Origin of the sequence: Brevibacillus parabrevis (assembly GCF_022701015.1) — a bacterium.
Lineage (GTDB): Bacteria > Bacillota > Bacilli > Brevibacillales > Brevibacillaceae > Brevibacillus > Brevibacillus parabrevis.
Window position 1 is genome coordinate 529,279 of record NZ_CP064090.1, and the last position, 21,299, is coordinate 550,577.

General features: G+C 54.1%; 19 protein-coding genes. 2 read left to right on the forward strand and 17 right to left on the reverse strand.

The window, feature by feature from the left end:
• Nucleotides 1-20: 20 nt before the first annotated feature.
• The 4 genes from IRJ17_RS02410 to IRJ17_RS02425 form a co-directional block, all read right to left on the reverse strand.
• Complete coding sequence (locus IRJ17_RS02410) at nucleotides 21-2,252, reverse strand: heavy metal translocating P-type ATPase (protein WP_242773025.1); 2,232 nt, start codon at nucleotides 2,250-2,252, stop codon at nucleotides 21-23.
• 1,060 nt (nucleotides 2,253-3,312) lie between these two features.
• On the reverse strand, nucleotides 3,313-3,612 hold the full coding sequence (locus IRJ17_RS02415; RefSeq protein WP_063229105.1) for a hypothetical protein: 300 nt from the start codon (nucleotides 3,610-3,612) through the stop codon (nucleotides 3,313-3,315).
• Nucleotides 3,613-3,887: 275 nt separating this feature from the next.
• Entirely contained in the window at nucleotides 3,888-5,309 is a 1,422-nt protein-coding gene (locus IRJ17_RS02420; RefSeq protein ID WP_242773028.1) for an MBL fold metallo-hydrolase, read from the reverse strand.
• 49 nt (nucleotides 5,310-5,358) lie between these two features.
• Nucleotides 5,359-6,567, reverse strand: a complete 1,209-nt coding sequence (locus IRJ17_RS02425; RefSeq protein ID WP_242773032.1) for an FAD/NAD(P)-binding oxidoreductase — start codon at nucleotides 6,565-6,567, stop codon at nucleotides 5,359-5,361.
• Nucleotides 6,568-6,785: 218 nt separating this feature from the next.
• Between IRJ17_RS02425 and IRJ17_RS02430 the strand changes: the two genes are divergently transcribed.
• The gene (locus tag IRJ17_RS02430; protein WP_063229102.1) at nucleotides 6,786-7,151 is read left to right on the forward strand and encodes an ArsR/SmtB family transcription factor; all 366 of its coding nucleotides are present in this window, start codon (nucleotides 6,786-6,788) and stop codon (nucleotides 7,149-7,151) included.
• A 12-nt stretch (nucleotides 7,152-7,163) separates the two neighbouring features.
• Here IRJ17_RS02430 and IRJ17_RS02435 read toward each other — a convergent pair whose 3' ends face one another.
• On the reverse strand, nucleotides 7,164-9,350 hold the full coding sequence (locus tag IRJ17_RS02435) for a heavy metal translocating P-type ATPase (RefSeq protein WP_242773041.1): 2,187 nt from the start codon (nucleotides 9,348-9,350) through the stop codon (nucleotides 7,164-7,166).
• 138 nt (nucleotides 9,351-9,488) lie between these two features.
• Here IRJ17_RS02435 and IRJ17_RS02440 point away from each other — a divergent pair, with 138 nt between their 5' ends.
• Complete coding sequence (locus IRJ17_RS02440; RefSeq protein WP_242773044.1) at nucleotides 9,489-9,935, forward strand: FixH family protein; 447 nt, start codon at nucleotides 9,489-9,491, stop codon at nucleotides 9,933-9,935.
• Between the two features lie 21 nt (nucleotides 9,936-9,956).
• Here the strand turns inward: IRJ17_RS02440 and IRJ17_RS02445 are convergent, their stop codons facing one another.
• The 12 genes from IRJ17_RS02445 to IRJ17_RS02500 all read right to left on the reverse strand — a co-directional run bounded on the left by IRJ17_RS02445 (nucleotide 9,957) and on the right by IRJ17_RS02500 (nucleotide 21,289).
• Nucleotides 9,957-10,643, reverse strand: a complete 687-nt coding sequence (locus IRJ17_RS02445; RefSeq protein WP_122962200.1) for a sulfite exporter TauE/SafE family protein — start codon at nucleotides 10,641-10,643, stop codon at nucleotides 9,957-9,959.
• Between the two features lie 120 nt (nucleotides 10,644-10,763).
• The gene (locus IRJ17_RS02450; protein ID WP_242773047.1) at nucleotides 10,764-12,158 is read right to left on the reverse strand and encodes a sensor histidine kinase; all 1,395 of its coding nucleotides are present in this window, start codon (nucleotides 12,156-12,158) and stop codon (nucleotides 10,764-10,766) included.
• Nucleotides 12,155-12,835, reverse strand: a complete 681-nt coding sequence (locus tag IRJ17_RS02455; RefSeq protein WP_173599711.1) for a response regulator transcription factor — start codon at nucleotides 12,833-12,835, stop codon at nucleotides 12,155-12,157. The genes IRJ17_RS02450 and IRJ17_RS02455 overlap by 4 nt, the downstream gene beginning before the upstream one ends.
• Nucleotides 12,836-13,047: 212 nt before the next feature.
• Nucleotides 13,048-13,659, reverse strand: a complete 612-nt coding sequence (locus IRJ17_RS02460) for an alpha/beta hydrolase (protein WP_242773050.1) — start codon at nucleotides 13,657-13,659, stop codon at nucleotides 13,048-13,050.
• A complete protein-coding gene (locus IRJ17_RS02465; protein WP_122962196.1) occupies nucleotides 13,656-14,606 on the reverse strand; it encodes a ring-cleaving dioxygenase in 951 nt (316 codons plus the stop codon). The genes IRJ17_RS02460 and IRJ17_RS02465 overlap by 4 nt, the downstream gene beginning before the upstream one ends.
• A 42-nt stretch (nucleotides 14,607-14,648) precedes the next feature.
• Nucleotides 14,649-15,284 (reverse strand): nitroreductase family protein, encoded by a 636-nt coding sequence (locus IRJ17_RS02470; RefSeq protein ID WP_242773053.1) that lies wholly within the window; start codon nucleotides 15,282-15,284, stop codon nucleotides 14,649-14,651.
• A 255-nt stretch (nucleotides 15,285-15,539) separates the two neighbouring features.
• Nucleotides 15,540-16,628 carry a saccharopine dehydrogenase family protein gene (locus IRJ17_RS02475; RefSeq protein ID WP_242773056.1) on the reverse strand — a complete coding sequence of 363 codons (1,089 nt, stop codon included), beginning with the start codon at nucleotides 16,626-16,628 and terminating at the stop codon, nucleotides 15,540-15,542.
• Between the two features lie 86 nt (nucleotides 16,629-16,714).
• Complete coding sequence (locus IRJ17_RS02480) at nucleotides 16,715-18,127, reverse strand: MFS transporter (RefSeq protein ID WP_242773066.1); 1,413 nt, start codon at nucleotides 18,125-18,127, stop codon at nucleotides 16,715-16,717.
• A 5-nt stretch (nucleotides 18,128-18,132) separates the two neighbouring features.
• Nucleotides 18,133-18,849, reverse strand: coding sequence for a class I SAM-dependent methyltransferase (locus IRJ17_RS02485; protein ID WP_242773069.1), 717 nt, complete (start codon nucleotides 18,847-18,849; stop codon nucleotides 18,133-18,135).
• Nucleotides 18,794-19,561, reverse strand: coding sequence for an ABC transporter ATP-binding protein (locus IRJ17_RS02490; protein ID WP_242773071.1), 768 nt, complete (start codon nucleotides 19,559-19,561; stop codon nucleotides 18,794-18,796). The genes IRJ17_RS02485 and IRJ17_RS02490 overlap by 56 nt, the downstream gene beginning before the upstream one ends.
• Nucleotides 19,537-20,319 (reverse strand): ABC transporter permease, encoded by a 783-nt coding sequence (locus tag IRJ17_RS02495; RefSeq protein ID WP_242773073.1) that lies wholly within the window; start codon nucleotides 20,317-20,319, stop codon nucleotides 19,537-19,539. Before IRJ17_RS02495 ends, IRJ17_RS02490 begins: the two co-directional genes overlap by 25 nt.
• Nucleotides 20,294-21,289, reverse strand: coding sequence for an ABC transporter substrate-binding protein (locus tag IRJ17_RS02500; protein ID WP_242773082.1), 996 nt, complete (start codon nucleotides 21,287-21,289; stop codon nucleotides 20,294-20,296). The genes IRJ17_RS02495 and IRJ17_RS02500 overlap by 26 nt, the downstream gene beginning before the upstream one ends.
• Between the last annotated feature and the right edge of the window lie 10 nt (nucleotides 21,290-21,299).

The following is a 21,299-nucleotide window of genomic DNA, read 5'->3' on the forward strand; positions in this document are numbered from 1 at the left end:
TCTTTTTGCCGTTCAGCACATTACGGTTTCATTCTGAGCAAGCGCATGCTGTTTAAAATCACGATCAAGGCAGCGCCTGTATCGCTCAGTACAGCCAGCCACAAGGTCAACCAGCCCGGGAAAATCAGCACGAGTGCAACCAGCTTCACCACGATGGAGAACCAGATGTTTTGCTTGATGATCACAAGCGCTTTGCGACTGATTCTCACCGTATGCGGCAGCTTCTCCAGATTGTCAGCCATCAGCACGATATCTGCCGTTTCCATCGCGGTATCCGTGCCTGCCCCGCCCATGGCGATACCCAAGTCGGCGGTTGCCAGCGCAGGCGCGTCGTTGATTCCGTCGCCGACCATGGCGACGACTTTGCCCTCTTGTTGCAGCTTTTTCACTGCTTCGACCTTGTCCTGCGGAAGCAGCTCGGCAAAATAGCGATCGACTCCCGTCTGGGCCGCTACCTTTTTCGCTGTCCCGGCATTGTCGCCTGTCAGCATGATGATTTCGCTGATTCCGGCTGCTTTTATTTGACTGATCGCGCCAACCGTAATCTCGCGAATCGCATCTGCTACGGCAATCATGCCGAGCAGCTCGTGCTTCGTGCCAACCACAATCAGTGTGTTGCCTTCGACTTGCAAGGAAGCGATTTGTTCCTTCCAAGGACTCATGTCAATCCCCAGCTCTTCGAAAAGCGCCGGCTTCCCTGCGTAATAAACCACACCATCTACCGTCGCCTGCACGCCTTTTCCTACCAGCGCCTGATAATCGTCGCCCGCTCGTGCGGCTATCTGCTTTTGCTTGGCGTAAGCGACAATCGCCTGGGCAATCGGGTGGTTGGAGCGCTCTTCCATCGTCCGGGCAATGGCAAGGATGACGTCCTCCGCCTCTCCTACTGCCACTACCTGAGTCACGCGCGGCTTGCCTTCTGTCAGCGTGCCTGTCTTGTCAAAAGCAATCGCTTCAATCGCTCCTGCCTTCTCCAAAAAAGTCCCGCCTTTAATCAGCACGCCATTTCTGGCGGCATTCCCGATCGCGGAAACAATGGCAACCGGCGTCGAGATAACCAACGCGCAAGGGCAGGCAACCACAAGCAGCTCCAATGCCTTGTAAAACCATTCTCCCCATGTGCCAAAGCCAAACAGCGGAGGAAACACAATCACGAACAAGGCGAGAATCAGCACAATCGGCGTGTACATGGCGGCAAACTTGTCGACAAACGCCTGCGTGGGAGCTTTTTTCTCCTGGGCCTCTTCCACCAGATGGATGATCCGCGCAATCGCTGTATCTGCGACGAGCTTCGTCACTTTGATTTCCAAAGCGCCGCTTTCGTTCACGCTGCCTGCAAATACGGCGTCGCCAGCCTGTTTGTCGACGGGAATGGACTCCCCTGTAATCGGAGCCTGGTTCACGCTGGAATGCCCCGCCAATATATCGCCGTCGAGCGGAATTTTCTCTCCCGGCTTGACCACGATCACATCGCCTACGCCAATCTCTTCTACGGACATCCGGGTCAGCGTCTCGCCTTTTTTCACCCACGCTTCCGGCGGCGCGAGATCCATCAAATTGCGAATCGAGTCGCGCGTTTTTTCGATGGACTTCGTTTGCAGCAAATTGCCGATTGAGAACAACCAGACAACCGTTGCCCCTTCCAGCCACTCTCCGATCAGAGCAGCCCCAATCGCAGCAACTGACATCAGTACGTTCATGTCCAGCGACTTGCTTTTGATCGCGTAAAAAGCACTGCGCGCCGGGCGATAGCCGCCGCTAATAATGGCGAGTGCGTAAAGAATCGTGCTGACCGATGCGTCCAAGCTGGTCAAGGAGCTTGCAAAGCCAAGCGCCAGAAAAACTCCGGAAAGAGTCGTGAGCAGCGTGCCCGCCTGATCTTTTTTGACCGCCTCACCAGATGTTCTGCGCTCCAGCCGCTGGGCGCTGTACCCCGCCTTGGCGACTTCCCTGATCACCGCGTCATCCTGCAAACCGTCAGAGACAAGCTGCATTTTTCCGGTTGAAAAATTAACACTGACATCCTTCACCGCTGGAAGCGTCCGCATGTGCCTTTCCAGCGACTTGGCGCACGAGCTGCAATCCATGCCGTGCACACTGTAGACAATCGCCTTTCCGGACAGAGCGGCCGTACCGTCAGAGGCAACGGCAGCCGCAGACTCCAGCACTGTGAGTGTTTTTTTGCCATGGGTATGTTCTGAGCTGCAATGGTGCCCGCTGCAGCACCCGTCATGTTTTTGTTCATTTGCCATATGCTCTCACCTATTTCCCAAGCATCTATTTTCCCCAACTCATCTGAATATATCCAACAAACATTCAAACAAACATTTAATTATTATATTATCGGATACCAGTTCCTGGTTCAAGATTCAATTTAGAGTTTTTCGCCTATTTATTTGACAAATTCAGGAACGGGAGATGATGAAGGGCTTCGGTGTGGCGGGGAAATGCTGAGTGGTGGATTGAAAGCTTGCTTGGGGAGCTGCTTGATCGAAAAAGCTTGCTTGGGGTAATGCTTTGTAGATTGCGTCATCGGTACTTAGGTGTGGCGAGGAAAGAGACGAATCGCTGTAGCTTCTTGGGATACCCGCTGTGGGTCTAGACTGCACGGCTCCGGGGAAAAAGCGAAACCGCGTCAAAAGCAGCGGACTCAGAGAAGCGGACGCACGTTGACGCTTAAAACCGTGTTTCGCTTTTTCCTCGGAACCTCGGTCGGTATCCCAAAGAGCTTTCGCGGATTTCGTCTCTTTCCTCGTCAGCGGCTGGTGGTGGTCGGCGCGGGTTTCAAGGAAAAATGCCAATGCAAAAGGGCTGACATTTTGTAGTCTGCGTCACCGATACTTTAGGCGGTGGTGATCAAGGGTTTCAAAAAAGCACAGAAACATGATTAAAAGTCTTCTTCAAGACGGTCGCTTCATGCAACCCGTTCATGAAAAAACTTACTCAATTTCTGCTCTGGATTTTCCGCCCTTGAGCAACCTCCAAAAAACAATCTCCGACTAAAGCTTACCGTCGGCCGAGGAAACAGGAGAAACAAGCGAAAGGGCTTTGGGACTCCTACCGAGGCGGAGGTGAAAAAGGAAAACACGCTTTTAAGCGGCAACGTGCGTCCGCTTCTTCGATCTCGCTGCTTTTGACGCGGTTTTCCTTTTTCGCCGGAGACGGCCAGTCCGCGCTTCCCCGCTAGAGGCCCAAGTCCCTACAGCGGTTTCTCCTGTTTCCTCCCTCCACCACAGCCGCGATCAACAACCGTACTTAGCCCCCAGACACTAAATAAAAAAGCTCCCCACAATGGCGGAGAGCCTTTCTTCGCTACTTCATCTGCTTTTGGGAGACAGCGACGGGAGTTGTTTGCCAACGTTCGCCGCAATCGAGACAAACGCATTTGACTACTTTTTTCCTTTCCAGATACATCCTGACCGCAAACAGGATAAACGCACCCATCAAGCCGAGAAACAAGAAAATAACAGGCGTGCCTTGTACCGATATGCCAATGAGGGCAAGGACGATCAGCACCGCTGCGTAAATCACAACATACAGCCGACGGTTGATCGCTTCCGTATAGTCGACTTTTTTGGAATGACACTTGGTACACTTTTGTTGGAAACTCATCGTTCTCTCTCCCTGTTTTATGCTCTTTTCGTAAAGAGTGTTGCGTTACGAAAAGCCCGTGAGTTGACAGGCATCATCACCATGCCTATCTTGGCATGCATTCAACGGCAACAAACGTTCCCTATAGAGAACTACCCTTATTCTGCCAATCCTTTACGGCCAATGTCAATAACAACATCTTTGCAAAAAGAGTATACACAAAAAAAGGGAGAGACACCACTAAGACTCCCGCGACATAGCGATCTGCCCGGTAGCAGCGCCCTACTCAGCCTCTGTCACCGAGTAACAGGCAACCCACGCCTTCTCCATTCGTCAAAGCCGCCACTCAGATTTTGCACTTGTAAAAAACCGTTTGCTTTCAGCAAGCTCACCCCGATCGCCGACCTTCTGCCGCTCTTGCATTGCACCAGTATTGGCTTGTCACGCGGCAAGTCCTGCATGCGCTGCGGCAAATAGCCGAGCATGATGTGCTTCGCGCCCGGGATCTGCCCCTCTGCCAGCTCTTTTTCGTAACGAACGTCAATCACGTATAGCTCCCCCGCCCGAACCTGCTCTTCCACCGCTTCTGGCGTGACTTCCTGATACTGCTCAAAAGCAACAGACTGTTCTGCAAGCTGTTCTCCCCTGCCAAGCTCCATCGTGCCCTTTACCTGATCCAGCCCGATCGACTGCAAATCGTGCAAAACGGCGGGAACAAGCTGCCTCTCGGCCAGCACAAAAATCGGGCGCTCGTAATCGAGCAGCCACCCAGCCCACGTAGGGAACGACTTGTCGCAGGGCAGATTGATGGTGCCCGGCACATGCTTTTGGGCGAACGCTTCTGCCGGACGGACGTCTATGACTACTCCCTGCTGCTTCCATTCTTCCAGCACGCCAATGGAAGCTTCCGCCTGCACAGGTGCCGCTATCGCTTGCAGCGGTTGTGGCCCGACTTTGTTCAGATGTTTCATCATCGCAAAGTATGTAGGAGGCTCAGGCTGGCCCTGGAGCAATTGCTGCACAAACTCCTCTTCACGCTCATGCTGCAACGCCCAGTTCGTACGTTTTTCATAGCCAACCGTCGAAGACTGCACAGCCCCGATCGCTTTGCCGCACGCACTGCCTGCCCCATGCCCCGGCCACACTTGCAAATAGTCAGGAAGCTGCTTGAACCGCTGTAACGAGTAAAACATCTTCCTCGCCATCTCGTCAGCCGAGCCGCTTACGTTAGCCGCCTTTTCCAGCAAATCGGGACGCCCAATGTCACCGACAAACACAAAATCGCCCGTAAAAATGCCCATCGGTTCCGTGTCCGGCCAGCCTCTGTCTGTCAAAAGCAGGGCAATATGCTCTGGCGTATGCCCCGGTGTATGCAGAACTTCGAACGTCAGATGACCGATACGGAATGTTTCCCCGTCGCGCAGCAAGCGGTGCTCGTACTGGGCTGCATACTGATACTTCCAGTCCGGCCCGCCTTCGTCTGACAAATACAGCGTCGCTCCCAATCTTTCCCCGATTTCCCTTACTCCCGAGAGGAAATCGGCATGAATGTGGGTTTCCGTCGCAGCGACAATCTTCAGTCCATTTGCTTTCGCTGCCTGTACATATGGCTCAATATGGCGCGCCGGATCAATCACGATCGCTTCCCCTGTTGCCTGGCAGCCTACCAAATAAGATGCCTGGGCGAGTTTTTCATCGTAAAAATATTTAAGCAGCATGAAAATCAGCCTCCTGTCTTTTATCAAGCAGCCATCCGCTCGCGTGGTCCTACAACTTTCCCGGAAGCATGCCGTGCCAGTACATCCGCGGGAGCAGCTCTTTTTTCAGCCAATACATGCTTAACCGTTCCTTGGATTGGTCAAAAGGGAATGTCTCGCGCGGATTCAGCTCGTAATCAAATTCAGCCAGGATCAATTTGCCGTAACCAGTGACGAGCGGGCACGATGTATAGCCGTCGTATCGCTCGGTCATCGGTTTTCCTTCAAGGAGCGACAAGACGTTTTGCACGACGACTGGTGCTTGCTTGCGAATCGCCGCCCCTGTTTTGGAGGTAGGCAAGTTGGTGCAATCGCCTATGCCAAAGATGTTGGGGAAGCGAGCATGCTGCAGGGTGAACGGATCGACATCGACCCAGCCGTCAGCGGCAGCGAGCGGACTGTGCTTGATAAAATCCGGCGCACTCATCGGCGGCACGACATGGATCATCTCGTACGGCATGGCTACTTGCGCTTTTGTGTCCAGGTTCTCGAAAATGGCTTGCTTTTTATCCGCGACGATTTCTACGAGATTATGCTTGAAGATCGTCTCAATCTGTTTTCTTTCAATGACTTTTTGCAAGGCTTCCGCGTATTTTTTCACACCGAAAATAGCCGCTGCGCCGGAGACAAAACGCACGGTCGAGCGGGAGCGCACCTTTGTTTTGCGAAAGGAATCGTCAGCGAGGTACATGATTTTCTGCGGTGCTCCGCCGCATTTCACAGGAGTGTTCGGGTTGGTAAACAGCGCGTTGCCTCCCTGAAAATGGCGAATTTGCTCCCACGTGCTCTCGACGTAGTCATACGAGTAATTGCTGCACACCCCATGCTTGCCGATGCTTTCCTTCAGTCCCTTTACCTTACCCCAATCAATCTGGATGCCAGCGGCGACAACCAGAAAATCATAATGCACAGCTGTTCCCGACGTTGTCATGACGGTATTGTTTTGGGGGAAAAATTTGGTGACGGCATCCTGTATCCAGACCGCTCCTTTGGGAATCACGGAGGCTTCGTCGCGCTCCGTCGACTCCCGGCTGACGACACCCGCACCTGCCAGTGTCCACAACGGCTGATAATAGTGCTTGCTTGCAGGATCAATGATGGCGATCTGGCCGATTAACGCGCGTGATTGACGCAGCAGACGCGCCGCAACCGATATGCCTGCACTGCCTCCACCTACAATCACCAGCTTGTAACGTGTCCTTTGCGTTGCTTCCGTCACGCTCACCCCTCCTTGTAATTGGATGAGAAACAACCCTTCGCCTATTCATATGGCAAGAGACAAGCCAAGTTGCTTGATCAAACAAAAAACGATGCTGCCAAACTTTTTCATCCAAAAATACGGGGCTGCCCCCTGATCAGTGCGCCGCTATCTTTTCTCTTTTCATGTGAATGTCTATAATAGTAGGACATTGTAGTGGGCAAGAGGTGATTATAACGATGGACGACATCTGTGAAATTCAATGTTACGACGAAGAAAAGGTCAGTCGCTTGAAGCCGCACGCTGGCGAATCATTAGGGGTAGCGAAAATATTCAAAGCGCTGGCGGACGACACCCGGGCGAAAATCATTCATATTCTGTCCATGGAAGACGAGCTTTGCGTCTGCGACGTGGCAGCCATCATCGGCAGTTCCATCGCCAACACCTCGCATCATTTGCGGCTTCTTCGCAATATGGGGTTGGCCAAGTACCGCAAGGAAGGCAAGCTCGTCTTTTACTCGCTCGACGATGACCATGTGCGCCACTTGATCCTCGCGGGCGTAGAGCACGCAAAAGAACAGAAAGCGAATGTCCGAGCTACCTGATGGCTCGGTTTTTTACTTTTCCATGCGCCTGTTGCGCATGCGCAAAGAGTTCAGCACTACCGACAGCGAACTGAACGCCATGGCGATGCCCGCAAGCCACGGAGCCAAAAAGCCAAGCATCGTCGCCGGGATGGCAATGGCATTGTAAAAAAACGCCCAAAACAAGTTTTGCCGAATATTTTTCATCGCCATTTGGCTGAGCCTGATGGCGTGGACAACGCCGCGTACCTCTCCGTGCATGATGATGACATCTGCCGAGTCTTTGGAAATGTCGGCTCCGGTGCCCAAGGCAATGCCGACACTGGCTGCGGACAGGGCTGGCGCATCGTTGATCCCGTCGCCGACCATGGCGACTTTTTTCCCTTTTGCTTGCAACTCCCAGATCAACTCCGCTTTTTGCGCAGGCAGCACCCCGGCGTACACTTGCCCGATGCCGGCCTGTCTTGCCACGCTTGCCGCCGTATGCGGATTGTCTCCGGTAATAATGATGATTTCCTTGCCCATTTTTCTCAGTTGGGCGACTGCTTTTTTCGCGTCTCGCTTCAATTGATCCGACAGCACCACGTATCCAGCCAAACGCCCGTCAATGCCGACCAGCAGCACCATTTTTCCTTCCGCCCCGTGAAGCTCCACCTGACTTTGCAAAGGGGCGATGTCCATGTTTTTTCGGGTCAGCAGCTTGGAAGATCCGACTACAACCGTATGGCCTTCCACAGTCGCCTCGATCCCATAGCCGGGAAGGGATGCGAAGGACGTAGCTGCCGGAATGGACAAGCCTTGTTTTTGGGCATGAGCCACGATGGTTGCCGCCAACGGATGCTCAGAGGTCAACTCCGCCCCGGCCACCAGACGCAAAAACGCCGCCTCGCTCCATCCGCGTGTATTAATCCCGACGACCTGATGAGCCCCTCGGGTCAATGTTCCCGTTTTGTCAAACACAACCGTATCGACCTTTTGCAGCACTTCCAAAAATTTTCCCTGCTTGAACAAAATGCCCATCTGTGCCGCCCGTCCAGACACCACCAGGATCGACATGGGCGTAGCCAGACCGAGTGCGCACGGGCAAGCGATGATCAGGACAGCGATCGCCTTTTCCAGCGCGCCGCCCAAATCTTGCGCGGTAAAGACGTAGTACCAGGCAACAAAAGTGATAACGGCAATCGCGATGATAATCGGCACGAACACGTCCGTGATTTCATCCGCCACTCTCTGGATCGGGGCTTTGGACAGCTGCGCTTCCTCCACGGTGCGAATCACTTGCGTCAGCGCGGTATCCTCGCCTACTTTTGTCGCTTTTACCTTGAGCCAGCCGCTCTGGTTCAACGTGGCGCCGATTACGGAATGGCCGCCCCACTTCTCCACAGGCAGACTCTCTCCGGTAAACATCGACTGATCGACGCTCGCGTGCCCTTCCAGCACGATTCCGTCTGTCGGAATCCGCTCGCCTGGCTTGACGATGAAAATATCGCCCGTTGCCAGCTCTGCTACCGGAACAGCCCGCACCTCATCGCCGCGCAGGACATGCGCCATCGTCGGTTGAAGCTGGTGAAGCTGTCCGATGGCATTTTTCGTCCGGTCTTTCGCCATCGCCTCCAAATATTTGCCCAGGAGCAGAAACGTAAAAATGACGGCGCAAGACTCGTAGTAAACCGTCAGACCGTGACTCTCCTGCCCGATGGTCGTAAACGTCAAATAGTGACTGTACAAAAAGGCGGTCGAGGTGCTCAGCACAACCAGCACGTCCATATTGGCGGAACGGTTTTTCAACGCGTTCCACGCCCCGATGTAAAACGACTGCCCGATAAACAGCTGGATCGGCAGCGTCAGTGCAAACTGAAACAGCGGCAGAAGAAACAAGCTCGGCACCCAGATGAATGACAGGACGGAAAAGTGCGCCGCCATCGCCCACAAAAGCGGGATCGTCAAAATAGCCGAGAAAATAAACCGCCGAAGCAGCAGCTTTTTTTCCTCCTGAAGCTCTGCTTGCTTCAAACTCGCGGAAAAACCGAGCTGTTCAATCTTGGTCATGATCTCCTGATCGTTGGTTTGCGCAGGATCAAAGGCTACCCGAGCCTTGTTGGTCGTCAGATTGACGTGGACTTCCTGGACGCCCTGAACTTTTCGCAGCCGCTTTTCAATCCGGTTGGCGCACGCTGCACAAGTCATCCCTGTGACCTGATACGTTTGGTTGATGGTCATGAAAAACTCCCCTTCAGCTTCCGTACATGCCCTCATGTCCAACCTATGCGGCAGGACAATTCAGTAGAAGATGAAGTATGAATGGCAACTGTCATGAATACGATAGGGAAGCTTGTAACTCATGGGAAAGTGGTGAGAATGCTGCGAAAATCCGGATTCTTTCGGCTGTCGTCCCTGCTGTTGTCCGTTCTCCTTGCACTCGTTGGCTGCGCTTCTGCGGATCATGCTGAACACGCCAGCACTGCTCTCGCACAAAAAACAGATACGCCAATGCTTGCGGAGCTGTCCATCCCGTTGCAGGTCGAGCTTGATCCGGCTCCGGCGAAAAACGTGAAAGAAAACACGCTGCGCATTACCGTGCCAGCCGAGCATGCAGCCAAGCTGGCCAAAGCAAAAGTCTCCGTGTCCCTGACCATGCCCAATATGGACCACGGCGCTATCGTCTTTGAAGCGACGCAGGAAAAAGCAGGCGAATACGTCGCGCAAATCGTGCCGACCATGCTGGGAGAATGGCTGGCTACGATTACTTTCGAGATGGACGGCACAGCCATGAGCACAGCGTATTCTTTTGAAGTGGAGCCATAATAGCTAAAAGCATTGTAATGACTACCACAGCCACGGATTAACGGTGGGAATCCAGCCGTTGATGGCCATTCCCCGCAAGACGGACAATATCCCGATGCAGAGCGCAAGAGCGTTGCCCATGACCATCACCTTGGAGCGAAATGCTTTCGACAAAACCAGTGAAAACAACGCGATTGCCACGAGCGCGGGCAAAGTGCCCAAGCCAAACACGCCCAAGGTCGTCATCCCTTGCAGGACGCTGCCAGTAGCGGCGGCTTTCATGTGCATCGTATACGTCAGTCCGCAGGGCAAAAAGCCCAGCAGCAGTCCGCTTGCCAGCACAGGCACTGTTCCCTGCCGCTCTTTTTGCAATTGCAACAGCTTTTGCGCGGCGGGGAGTTTGAGCGGACTGTATTTGTCCAAAGGCAGCGCCACTTTTTTGACGACCCAGAGAATGATCAACAGCCCTCCGGCGATATTGGCAATTCCCTGCAATCCGACTACGACTCCTGCCGCATTCACAAACGATCCGACAAAGCCCATAAATGCGCCTACGGCCATGTACGTCACAATTCGCCCCGTATTGTATGCCAGGATCGTTTGCGCAAGCGACGCTTTGGATTGAAGCGTCATGGTGGACATGATCCCGCCGCACATCCCGATGCAGTGAGGAGCGCTGAGCAAGCCTGTCACAAAGACGAGCCAGTAGTCGTACAGTCCAGCATTCATCCCGCAGCCCCTCTTTTTCCATTATTTTCACGCTCATGCAATGACGCATCCTTTTCCTAACGTAATGGCTGCGGCTAGTATTTATGACTTCGCGGCAAATGAAAACGCCCCCGGCTTGTCTTACTTGCGGGGGCGTTCCTGGGCTGGCAAAGTGACCTTGATGGTCGTGCCGACTCCTGTTTGGCTGTCGATTTCGATGCTGCCTTTTGCAACCTGGACAATTTTCTGGACGATGGCTAAACCGAGTCCGCTGCCTGTCGCTTCCCGATTGCGGGACTTGTCGCCTTTGTAAAAGCGCTCGAAAATGTGCTGGCGCTCCTCCTCCGAAATGCCGATCCCTGTATCGCGGATGATGACGGCGATGTCGGGCGATTGCCGAATCGAGACAAAGATGGTGCCATGCGGCGGAGTAAACTTGATGCTGTTGGACAGCAAATTGATCCATACTTGATTGAACAGCTGCTTGTCTGCGGTGACGAGTGTGTCCGGCAGTTCCAGCTCTAGCTCCAGCTTTTTCTGCTGCCATTGGCGTTCGAGCAGCAGTACGACTTGTCGCAACTGCTCGTCCAGCCGATATTCGCTCGGCTCGTACAAGCCCGTTTCCTTGTCCAGCGAAGCGAGCGTCAAAAGCTGTTTGCTCAGTAAGGAGAGTCGCCTGCTCTCTTCTTCGATAATCGCCAAATACTCCGCCTTTTGCGCCTCTGGCATGCCGCCGCTGCGGATCGCCTGGGAAAATCCCTGGATGGAAGCAAGCGGAGACTGGATTTCGTGCGAGACGTTGGAAACAAACTCTTGGCGCATGTCATCGAGTTGCTTCAACGATTCTGTCATCTGCGCAAAGTTGGCCGCCAGCTCCCCGATTTCGTCTCGGCGCGAGATGTCGAGCTGGATTTCGTACTCGCCTTCCGCCAGCTTTTTCGTCGCCTGGCTCAGTTTTTGGATCGGCCGAACCAAATAGCGGGTGAATATCAGAATAAACATCAAGCTGAGCAAAAACATGGCGGCAAGCAGCACGGCAAACATCACATGGACTTCGCCAAACTGCTGCTCGATGCTGGGCCGCACAAACAAGGCGTATTTCCGTCCTTCTGCTTCCAGCGGCAAACCGATGCTGTTTTTCAGCGTATTTTCAAAAAATCCGGTAACGAACAATCCGTGTTGTTCTTCGGCGATTCCTCTGTACGTTTCCCCGGCAAGCACCTTTTGCACGATCTGCGGCTCAATCTGCTGGTCGCGGAAAGGCGCTCCGAACGTTTGGACTTGTCCGTTCTCGTCTACGAGATACAGCTGAAAATTGAGATTGGCTACATGGGTCATAAAGGCAGGCAAGTCCATACTGGCGGCATTATGCTCGTACAAATCGATGATCTGCTGTCCGATCCGGGTAATTTTTTGTTCATTGTACGTGCGCATGTTGCGCTGGTAATATTCGTTGGCAAGGAGAAAGCCAAGCGTCCCGCTGACGATGACAATCGCGACGAACATGAGCACGACCCGAAAGTAGAGGGATCTCATCCGCCGCGCACCTCCAGCTTGTAGCCGAGGCCGCGAACAGTGGAAATGACAAAGTCATCGGTCTTGTCCGTAAATTTTTCCCGCAGCCGTTTGATGTGGACATCGATCGTGCGGCTGTCGCTCTCGTTATCTCCTCCCCACACCAAATCCAGCAGTTGATCCCGCGTAAAAGTCCGGTCGGGAAAACTGGCGAGCTGGGCGAGCAGTTCAAACTCCTTGAGAGGGAGATGCATGACTTCGTCTTTGATTTTTACAACGTGGCTCATCCGGTCGATGACGGTATCATGCATGACAATGACCTGCTTGCTGACCATCTGGTAGCGGCGCAGCAAGGCCCTGATCCGATACAGCAATTCCGTCGGCTCGAACGGCTTGGTGAGGTAGTCGTCCGTTCCGGCCAAAAATCCTTTTTCCTTGTCCCTTACTTCGCCTTTTGCCGTCAGCATGATGACGGGAATATCGTAGTATTCGCGAATCTCCTTGCACAGCTCCCAGCCGTTTTTCCCCGGCATCATCACATCGACGATCGCCAACTGAACTTTTTCCTGCTCAAGCAAAACGGATGCCTGGCTCCCATCTGCGGCAGCCAGCACGCGGTATCCTTCTTTTTCTAAATAAAATCTCAGCAGTTCACGAATGTGCGCATCGTCATCTGCGACCAAGATCGTCATTTTCATCAGGCTTCTCCCCTTGCCGTGTCTATCTCAAGGCTGATGATCTGATTATAACGGGTAGCATCTCCCGCGATGCAGTCCCTTACGCAATTTTTCCGGTTCAGTTCCGTTGCGGAAAAAGGGACGCAAGGTTGCTTTCGTCAGTATAGTTGGGGAATATGAACGGCAGATGAACAAAAAGCCATCGCTGCCTAAGCAACAATGGCCTTCGATTCTTATTGGTTAAACGTCTCTGCAAACCAGTTGGCGGAAGCGTCCACTTCCATCTTGGTCAGCTGGTGACCGTATGACTCCCAGTGCAAAGTCACATCGGCCCCAGCCGCTGCCAACAGCTGCTTCAGCTCCTCCGACTCCTCGGGAGAGCAAATCGGGTCGTTCGTTCCCGCCCCGATGAACACCGGGATGCCGCTCATGTCAGGCAGGGGAATCCCGCGCCTTGGCACCATCGGATGATACAGCACCGCCCCGCGCAACGAATTGGCGTAATGGAACAGCAAGCTTCCGGCAATGTTCGCGCCGTTGGAATATCCGACTGCGACGATATTCTCCCTGTCAAACTGGTAGTTGACCGCTGCCTGATTCAAAAATTCATGCAGCTCCTCCGTGCGGAACACCAAATCTTCCTCATCGAACACACCCTCTGCCAGGCGACGGAAAAACCGGGGCATGCCGTTTTCCAGGACGTTGCCTCTGACGCTGAGAATAGAAGCGCCGGGATGAATCAGCTCAGCCAGCGGCACGAGATCGTTTTCGTCCCCTCCTGTTCCATGCAACAGCAACAGAGTGGGGGCTGCGAGATCGCTTCCTTTTCGAAAAATGTGTTTCATTCCTTGTCCTCCGCAAGCACGCGCACAGCAATCGGCGGCAGTCCCTGCTCGATCTCGGCGCGATGTGGTTCATACCATTCGGGCAGCATCAGCTTTTCACCGAGCGACTCGAACGGCTCGTCTCGTTCAAAGCCTGGCGGGTCAGTGGCAATCTCAAACAAAATCTCGCCTGGCTCGCGGAAATAGATGGCGTGGAAATACTGCCGATCAATAATATCGGTAGGATGGAAGCCAGACTGCGCCACTCGCGATTGCCACAAGCGGTGATCCTGGTCATCCTTGGCACGCCAAGCGATATGGTGCACAGTTCCTGCTCCGCCTGCGCCTCTCGGCATTGGCTCGGCGTTGACATCAATGATATTGCCCAGGTCGCCGGGTGCCTGGAAGCGGACAAGCCCGTTTTCTTCGCCGACTCGGGTCAGGCCCATCAGCTTTTCCAACACTTCCATCGTGTGCTTCGGCGCAACGCTGTACAGAATCGCTCCACCGAACCCTTTGATTGCCTTGTCAGCGGGAATACCTCCAAACGTCCACTGGCTCGCGGGGCCGCCTTCGCGCTCGACAATCTCCAGTTGCAAACCGTCCTTGTCGGCAAATTGCAGATAGATTTCCTGGAAGCGCTCTACGCGGCGATACTCCACCTGGAACTTGTCGAGACGCTTTTCCCAAAAATCGAGCGAGCCGACAGGAACGAGAAAAGTAGTGTAGCCGACTTGTCCACCGCCTATGCGGCCATGTCGCGCCGTTTCCCACGGGAAGAAAGTAATCGCCGTTCCGGGACTGCCCACCTCGTTGCCGAAGTACAGATGGTACACTTCGGGGGCATCGAAGTTGATCGTTTTTTTGACCAGTCGCAGACCGAGAATGCCTGCGTAAAAATCAACGTTATCCTGTGCATTTTTGACAAAGGCTGTAATATGATGAATACCTGCTGTTTGTTGAGACATAGCTGATGACCTCCTTCGTATATTTTTGCTTCTATTTCTCGATTATTCGGCCTGGAATGTGTTGTAGCTGACGAACTCCCCTACCGGCTTGCGGTACCCTCTCACGCGTTGGCTCGCTGTATCTTCTTTTCCGATCGTAATCATCATCGTCGGCACATAACGATCCGGAATGCGCAAAATATCGCGGACTGCTTCCGGATCAAAGCCGATCATCGGGCACGTGTCCCAGCCCTTGTCTTTGGCGGCAAGCATGAAGAGCATGGCCGACAGGCTGGCATTGCGAATCGCTTCATCCCGTTTGAACTGATCTCCACCAGCTTCGTAGAAGGAATGGACAGACGATACAGTTTGATCGTATTCGCGCTGATCCATGACTCCCAAATGCAGCAGCCCCTCGTGGATTGGCCCCACATTTTTGTACGCCTCCAGATCGCCGAGCACCAAGATGACAGCGGACGCAGTTTTTACCTTATACTGTCTCTGTGCTGCTTCATATACTCGTTCCTTTGTCTCTGGCTCGGTCACGATCACATAGTGCGCGTGCTGGAGATTAAAAGCGGATGGGGCAAATTTGACGAGCGACATGATCTCCTCAAGTTCAACTGTCGTAATAGATTCAGTAGGGATAAATTTATTGGCAGATCTCCGGTTTTTCACTAATGCAGTAAACTCGCTCATTTTGATTTCCTCCTCGACATCACCGAATGGTGTGTGCCATTATCATCATTTTTAAAAATCTTTAATTTAAGATATTAACACAAAAAACAACTTAACGATTGCCCTTGAGGATACTGACTGCAACAAACTTGGTTGGTCGAGAAGCTGATGAGCGCGTGCAGTAAATATCTTTAATTTAAGATAATTATAGAGCCAGCATGACTCGTTGTCAACCTTTCGGGCCAGAAGAAAGTTTTTCTCCCGGCCCTGCTTCATCTATCGGGGCAATTCGCTTACAGAAACCTGCAAATCCGCTTCTTTTGGCAGCCATGCCCGCATTTGTTCCCATTTAAACAACTGTTCAATATGGTACACGCCTTGCGGAAAATCTTCCGAGTAGAGTGTTTTAGCTGCAAATGCGGCCACTTTTGCCGTCATATGGGACTGGTCGCGCCCTTGCAACTGACACGTCGCCATTGCCGCGTGATTGCCCGCTTTTCCCCGTGCCTCGATCTTGATGGCAAATAGATCGTCTCCCCATTTCCAGCGCAAAAACGATTCCACGACGGCTTTCCGTACCGCTGACCGCTTGAGCAGTCGGCAAATTCCGCTGCGGCGAAACGCAGCCACTGCTCTCGTCACCCACTCCTGATCAAAACAAAGCCGTGTGGAGACTGACGCTACACCGAGCGTTCCGGCGAGTGTCTGCTGATCGGAAAAAGGGAAGCGGTACGCTTTCTTTTTCCCCAGTTTTGCTCCGAAATCGACCAGTTTGCCGTCTGTCATGCTCTCTACGCTCACCCGGCGATGATCTTGCGTCACATCATAGCGCGTGCACAGATGGTCTACGGTCCATTCCATCGCCGCCTTGCCGTGCCGATCTCCCAAACCGAGCATGATGAAAATATCCAGCTCCGTCACTTCGTCCAGCAAACGATGCGCATGGGCTGCGAGCAGATTCGTCAAGCCCGGCGCAAGTCCGATACTGAGCACGGCAGTTCCTGTAACCTTCGCTTGGGAACGCCTGCCCCATTGCTCCAGGCGGGTCAAAAAGGCACCGGATGCAGACACATCGATGTAGTGCGTTCCGCTCAAAAGGCACTGCTCGGCGAATGCCGTATCATGCTGGTCCAGACACATCACCACCAGCTTTACTTCCGCAAGCAGCTCCTGCTCTGGCGGCTGTCGAAGATCGAACGCGAGGGGGCGCACTTTCCCCGCTGTTTCCCGGCAAAAAGCCTCGGCCTTTTCCATGCTGCGCCCGGCGGCATACACCTGGCCTGGATACAGCTCCCCGAGTTCCTTGCAGATCGTTGCCCCTACATGTCCGTAACCGCCCACCACCAGGATTTTTTGTTTTTTCATGCGCCTCGTCCTCTCTTCTGTAAAAGCTTCTCGGCCCTGCCCCCTGCGTGGACTGGAACGATTGAAGCCTGGCATCCGTCTGGTCCCTATCCGTTTGCTCGCTTTTTCCGGTCGTTGCTACGGGTCGCATACCCCCAGATGCACAGGCAGCATAAGCTGAGCCAGCCGCCCATGATAAACACGGTTTTGTACGCTTCCAAATCTGGTTGCGCCCCTGCTGTTTGTCCGTTCATCATCCCCAGGCCAAGTGCCGCGCCTGTCACCAGTCCTGCGTTTCGGGTGAGCGCGATCATGCCCCCGACTGCCCCGGCATGCTCCAGCGGAACGTGCTTCATGATGTAACTGTTGTTTGGCGAGGCGATCAACCCCATCCCGGCGCCCACCAGCGCAATCGCTGCGATCAGTTCAACCGCGGACATGTGCCCAAGCCATACTCCCAGAGCGGCCAGTCCTGCTCCCATGCTCCCCAGTCCGGCCAGTACAACGGCTTGAGCCTGATAACGGTCGGCGGCCCAGCCCCCAAGCGGCCCCGTCAATGCCAGCAGCAGAGGGTACGCTGTGAGCAGATAGCCAGCTGACAGAGAAGACATTTTCGCATAATCAAGCAGGTAGAACGGCATAACGACCAAAACCAGGTTGGCCAACACGAACGAAGCAAAACTGATCAAAAGCCCTGTCGAGACAGCAGGAAGCCGAAAAACCGCGACAGGCAAAAACGGCTCTGCCTGATGGCGTCCTCGCCAGATCAACAGCCAGAGCACGACGATGGCAAGGCCGTAAAGCATGATTTGCCGCGCCGATAGCCAGCCCCATTCATTTCCGCCAGAAATCGCAAAAATCAGGGAACTGACTGCAATCGTGAACAAGCCCGAGCCAAAAACATCGATTGATTTCGCCTGTTTTTTCGGCAAGTGAACAGGAATGTAGCGAAACGCAAGCACAGTCGCTACAACCGCTACCGGAACATGCGCGAGAAACAGCCATTCCCAGCTCCATGCAGAAGCGATAAATCCGCCGGCAATCGGGCCAGTCATCCCGCCGAGCGCTACAGCCGTGCTCATAATCCCAAGCGCTCTCCCACGCACTTCCTTTGGCAGCAGCAGTGTAATCAGAGCGATATTCGTAGCCTGAAACATCGCCGCACCGACGGCTTGCACGACCCGCAGGACAAGCAATGTGGCAATCGTCGTCGAACATGCGACGAGGACAGAGCTGATGGTAAAGAGCAAAAAGCCGTAGTTGTGAAGCATCCGGTGACCGTATCGGTCACCGAGCTTGCCCATGACGGGAAGCAGCGAAGCGATGACGAGCAAATATCCGGTCGTAATCCATTGGGCCACTCCCAACTCCGTCTGAAACAGTTGCGTAAAAGAAGGCAGCGACACGTTGACGACTCCTGCCGTGAAATGCGACAAAAAAGCTCCAAGGCAGATCGCTGTCATCATGAAAAAGCGCTGTTTCGCACTCATAAGCGTCTGAAACTGCACGCCTGTTTGCATCATCATCACCTGCTACTTTTGACCGCGAACCAGGCATTGATCAGATAAGAACCGAAGTAGCGCGAGCTGTGCTCGAAGCCCACCTCTTCCATCAGCTCTTGCACTTGGCAGGCAGGGATCGGATCAGATTCTTGGCCCATGGAGGCGGCAAAACGCTCCCACTCGGCAAGAGAAATGCCGTTGTCGGTCATATGCGTGCGCCAGGCTTGCATTTGCATGGCAAACGCCTGCGACTGCGGATCGCCAGCAATGGCTGCGAGACAAAACGGGGCACCTGGCTTCAGCCGTGCCGCAATCTGCTGCAACAGCTCTCTTTTTGCGGCAAGACCTTTGACAAAATGAAGCACGAGCAGACATGTCGCCGCATCGTAGGCTGTCTGCTCCGGCAGCACGTCGACCGTTCCTTCGTGCAAAACCGTACGCGCAGCCAAGTCCGCGCCAGCCGTTCTGTGCCGGGCGCGTTCGAGCATTTGCGCCGATGGATCAACACCTGTAAACGTCCAATGCTCATGTTTTGCTCCCAGCGTCACGATTTCCTGACCGCCGCCAGCGCCTACAACAAGGATGTGCTTCTGCTCTCCGGTTTGCGGCAGCTGCGCTCCCAGCAGGCGCTCCGTCATTTCGTACAAGTAGGCGTACCCGGGAATTTTCAGCGCGATTGTCTGCTCATATTTCGCTACTTCTGGATGGTGCCAGCTTAAAGGCCGCTGTTTTTCTGTCATCTGTCTCTCTCCCGTCTTTTCCTGTCGTCAATTGCCAAAGCCTCCGTTGATCTGCTTGCGAGAAGTACGTGCCGCCATGTTGCTCCACCGAAGCTGCCGTTACATCAGCCAAAATGTGCGTTGGCCTGCCTCCCAGCACAACAATGCGCGTTCCGAGAGCGAGCGCTTCGTCCAGATCGTGTGTCACGAGCAAAACGGTCGGCTGCTCGCTATCCCACAGCTTCCTGAACAACTGGTGCATGCCAGCTCGTGTAGCAGCGTCCAGACTTTGAAAAGGCTCATCCATAAACAACAGTCCAGGCCGCGCGGCAAAAGCGCGAACGACCGACACACGCTGCCGCATCCCGCCGCTCAACTGGTCAGGGTATGCGTGCAGCACCGCACTCAAATCAGCAGCATCCAGCATGGCAAGCACCCGCTCTTGTTCTTGCTCTTGCCGTTGCTCCAATACCCACAGGACGTTTTCCAGCACCGTCTTCTCAGGCAGAAGGCGCGGTTCCTGAAAAACGTAGCCCAGCCGTTCCCCTTCATCGCGCGAAATGACTCCCTGCGCAGGCCGGATCAGCCCGGCAGCCATTTTCAGCAGAGTCGTTTTGCCAATCCCCGATGTTCCCATCAGGCACGTCACTTGACCTTTGGCTGCCTCCAGCGAAAAGTTATCGAAAAGCAGCCGGCCAGCTCCATATTTCAACGAGATTCCTGTAAATCGCATGCGGCGCTCCCCCTCCTTTCGCGCGGCCGGGTGATTTTGCGCACGAGCACTTCCAAGGCCATCCCGAACAAGGCAACGAGCAATGTCCAGGCCATCACTTCTTCCGTTTTCAAGTAAATGCGCGCTGTGTTCATCGAAGCTCCGATCCCCGTCTGTCCGCTGATCAGCTCCGCCATGACGATCGTTTTCCAGCCCATGCCGACGCTGACGGTAAGCGCAGCCGACCAGAACGGAGCGAGCGCTGGCAAAATAATATCCACGAGCTGCTTGCGGCGATTGACCGAAAAGACGCGCGCCATCTCCAGCAGCTCCTTGGGCAATTGCCGCACGCCCTGCAAGGAATTGAAAAAGAAGAGCGGAAACAGGGCGAGTGCCACGACGAAAATTTGCGCCCCGCCGTTCACTCCGAGCCAGAGAATGGCAAGCAGCATCCAGGAAACGGGGGGAACTGCCTGCAACACGGAAACGGCCGGGCTAACCAGCTTGAACACCAGCTCTTGTGCGCCTGCGAAGACGCCAAGCCCGGTTCCAAGCAAAAAAGCGATACCGAAGCCCGCTGCGAGCCTGAGAAACGAGTAGAGCAGCGGCTCCATCAGGCGGCCTTTTTCGTATAAGCCAATCAACGTCTGCAAGCTCTCCCACGGCCCCGGCAAAATGACAGGAGGATACACGCGGGACAGCCCCTCCCAAGCCAAAAGCAACAGCAAGTACGTAAGGCCGCTCGACCAGTTGTTACGAGCCGTAGTAAAAATCGGCATCTGGCACTGATCCTCCAATCGAATCGGGAGCGATTTGCAACAGAACGCCCAGGTAACGCTCCACTTCCGGTTTGGCTGTCTGCGCGTCCTTATAAAGCAGCGTAATTTTGGGCAGAGCAGAAGTCAGCACCGCCTCTGGCATGCCAAACTCTTCTGCCGCGATTTTCAACGTCTCGCCCGCTTGCTGGTTGACCTGCCGGACAGCCTCCTGATACGACTGTTCGAAGCGGGCGATATCCGCTGCATGCGTTTTGGCCCAGTCGCGATTGACGAAAACGGCCGTTTGCGGCAAGTCTTGTCCAAACTCGGCCTGCCACTCTTTTTGAAAATCGACGACTTCGCTCACTTTTCCTTGTGTCTTCATCCGCAAGCCACTCAGTACAGGCTCAGGCAACACAGCGTGCTTGATTGTGCCCGCCGCCAGTTGCTGCATGATGTCCGGAATTACGCCGTAGGCCAGGTTCACTTTGCCTTGCAGTCCTTTTTTGGCAAGCAGATGTTGCGTCAAAATATCGGGCGGCCCGCTTTGCCCCGGGATATAGACCGTCTCGTTGCTCAATTGCGAAAGCTCGCGCACGTTTGGGTCAAGCGAAATCAAATACATCGAGCCGTACGTGTTGACGTGAAGCAGCTGGATCGGCATTCCCTTTGCGTACAGATTGGCCCCGACATTGATCGGAGCAGCGTACAATGGCGCTTCATTGCCCTGTATGCCAGCCAGCAGTTGCTCTATGGAATCCCATTTGGCTATTTGGAACGTACCGTCTGCCTCTGTCTTTTCCATATAGACGGCAGGAATCAGAGACGGTGCCTTGGGCGTAAGCAGCGTGATCGCGGCAGGGCTGGCAGCAGGACCCGGCTGCTCGGCTGTGTTAGTTGCCGTGTTCGTTGTGGCGCAACCAGTCAAAAGAATCAGCGCAGCCAGACTGCTTGCAAACATGCGGGTAGCGTGGCGGTAAATGGATTTCATAGCAACTCTC

Coding starts and splice junctions, on each gene's coding strand:
- IRJ17_RS02480 (WP_242773066.1), bottom strand. CDS start 18,127: ATGCAAACAGGCGTGCAGTTTCAGACGCTTATGAGTGCGAAACAGCGC.
- IRJ17_RS02500 (WP_242773082.1), bottom strand. CDS start 21,289: ATGAAATCCATTTACCGCCACGCTACCCGCATGTTTGCAAGCAGTCTG.
- IRJ17_RS02410 (WP_242773025.1), bottom strand. CDS start 2,252: ATGGCAAATGAACAAAAACATGACGGGTGCTGCAGCGGGCACCATTGC.
- IRJ17_RS02455 (WP_173599711.1), bottom strand. CDS start 12,835: ATGAAAATGACGATCTTGGTCGCAGATGACGATGCGCACATTCGTGAA.
- IRJ17_RS02465 (WP_122962196.1), bottom strand. CDS start 14,606: ATGTCTCAACAAACAGCAGGTATTCATCATATTACAGCCTTTGTCAAA.
- IRJ17_RS02445 (WP_122962200.1), bottom strand. CDS start 10,643: ATGAATGCTGGACTGTACGACTACTGGCTCGTCTTTGTGACAGGCTTG.
- IRJ17_RS02460 (WP_242773050.1), bottom strand. CDS start 13,659: ATGAAACACATTTTTCGAAAAGGAAGCGATCTCGCAGCCCCCACTCTG.
- IRJ17_RS02495 (WP_242773073.1), bottom strand. CDS start 20,319: ATGCCGATTTTTACTACGGCTCGTAACAACTGGTCGAGCGGCCTTACG.
- IRJ17_RS02470 (WP_242773053.1), bottom strand. CDS start 15,284: ATGAGCGAGTTTACTGCATTAGTGAAAAACCGGAGATCTGCCAATAAA.
- IRJ17_RS02440 (WP_242773044.1), top strand. CDS start 9,489: ATGCTGCGAAAATCCGGATTCTTTCGGCTGTCGTCCCTGCTGTTGTCC.
- IRJ17_RS02415 (WP_063229105.1), bottom strand. CDS start 3,612: ATGAGTTTCCAACAAAAGTGTACCAAGTGTCATTCCAAAAAAGTCGAC.
- IRJ17_RS02420 (WP_242773028.1), bottom strand. CDS start 5,309: ATGCTGCTTAAATATTTTTACGATGAAAAACTCGCCCAGGCATCTTAT.
- IRJ17_RS02490 (WP_242773071.1), bottom strand. CDS start 19,561: ATGCGATTTACAGGAATCTCGTTGAAATATGGAGCTGGCCGGCTGCTT.
- IRJ17_RS02485 (WP_242773069.1), bottom strand. CDS start 18,849: ATGACAGAAAAACAGCGGCCTTTAAGCTGGCACCATCCAGAAGTAGCG.
- IRJ17_RS02450 (WP_242773047.1), bottom strand. CDS start 12,158: ATGAGATCCCTCTACTTTCGGGTCGTGCTCATGTTCGTCGCGATTGTC.
- IRJ17_RS02435 (WP_242773041.1), bottom strand. CDS start 9,350: ATGACCATCAACCAAACGTATCAGGTCACAGGGATGACTTGTGCAGCG.
- IRJ17_RS02475 (WP_242773056.1), bottom strand. CDS start 16,628: ATGAAAAAACAAAAAATCCTGGTGGTGGGCGGTTACGGACATGTAGGG.
- IRJ17_RS02430 (WP_063229102.1), top strand. CDS start 6,786: ATGGACGACATCTGTGAAATTCAATGTTACGACGAAGAAAAGGTCAGT.